The 1,436-nt window shown below is 75.6% G+C and carries 1 protein-coding gene; it reads left to right on the top strand.

What is annotated here, in order from left to right:
- On the top strand, positions 1 to 1,436 hold a 1,436-nt coding region (locus GA0115259_RS37625; protein ID WP_141716877.1), incomplete at both ends, for an ATP-binding protein.

Raw genomic sequence — 1,436 nt, 5'->3', positions numbered from 1 at the left:
CGGGCCCCGCCGCGCCACCGCTGCCGCTGCTGGAGCGCGCCGAGGAACGCGCGCGGCTGGCCGGGCTGCTGGGCCGTGGCCGCTCGGTCTATCTCACCGGGCCCGCCGGCTCGGGCCGTACCGCACTGCTCGAAGCCGTCGCGGCGGACTGCGCGAACCTCGCGCCCGACGGAGTCGTACGTCTCTCCGGCCACCACCGCACCGGCACCGAGCTGCTCCACGAGCTGTACTCCGCCGTATACAAGGCGACCCTCCGGCGGCCCGACCGTACGGAACTGCTCGCCCTCGTCCAGGACATCGGCGCGGTCGTCGTCCTGGACGATCTGGAGCTCGGCGGCGAGGCGCTGGACGAACTGCTGGGCGCGACGCCCGAGTGCGCCTATCTGCTCGCTCCGGTCCCGGGCGCCGACGCGCCCTCGCCCGACGCGCGTCTGGACGAGATCGCCCTCGGCGGGCTCGGCCGCGGCACCTCGCTGGAACTGCTGGAGCGCGCCGTCGAACGCCCGCTCACCGACGAGGAGGCGAACTGGTCGGGCGACCTCTGGTTCGAGTCCGAGGGCCTGCCTCTGCGCTTCGTACAGGCCGGTGCGCTGCTGCGCCAGCGCGACCAGCTCCGTGGCGGCCCCGAGGCCTTCGACGAGTTCGAGCCCTTCGAACCGTCCATCGGCGAGACGCCGGTCAGCACGCCCGACGGATACGACATACCTCTGCCCAGCCTCGGCGAGGGCGCCGCGCCCGCGGCCCTGCTCGCCTCCCGGCTCAGCGAGGCCGCCCGCGCCACCCTGCGCTTCGCGGTTGCGCTCGGCGGCGAGGTGCCGCACCAGGCGCATCTGCCGGCCCTGGTGGGCGACACCCACGCGGACGCCGCGCTCGGCGAGCTGATGAGCTGCGGACTGCTCACACCGGTCGGCGGGCGCTACCGGCTCGCCACCGGTGTCGTCGCGCAGCTGGAGGCGAAGGGATACGGCGACGACGCCGTGGCCCACGCGCACACCGCCGCACAGCACTACGCCTGGTGGACCGGGCATCCCTCGGTCACTCCCGAGCGCGCCGCCGCCGAGGCCGACGCCATACTCGCCGCGCTGGGCCCGCTGGTGCCCGGCCAGGAGTCCGGTCACGCGAGCGCCGCCGTACTGCTGGCGCGCAGCGCCGCGCCCGCGTTCCTGGCGGGCCTGCACTGGGGCGCGTGGGAGCGGGCCCTGCGGACCGGCTCCGAGGCCGCGAGGCTCGCCGGAGAGGTCGCGGAAGAGGCGTACTTCCACCATGAGCTGGGCGTGCTCGCGCTCTGTGTCGGGAATCTGGACCGGGCCCGTGCCGAGCTGGAGGCGTCGATCGGCATGCGCGGCGCTGTCGCCGACAAGATCGGCACGGTCGCCGGACGCCGCGCGCTGGCGCTGGTCGCGGACCGCGAGGGCCTGCCGCCCGGCGGACGCGCG

The sequence above is a fragment of the Streptomyces sp. MnatMP-M17 genome (assembly GCF_900091995.1).
In the GTDB taxonomy this organism is placed as follows: domain Bacteria; phylum Actinomycetota; class Actinomycetes; order Streptomycetales; family Streptomycetaceae; genus Streptomyces.
The sequence above is the reverse complement of the archived record's forward strand: the minus strand, read 5'-3'. Positions and strand labels throughout refer to the sequence as shown.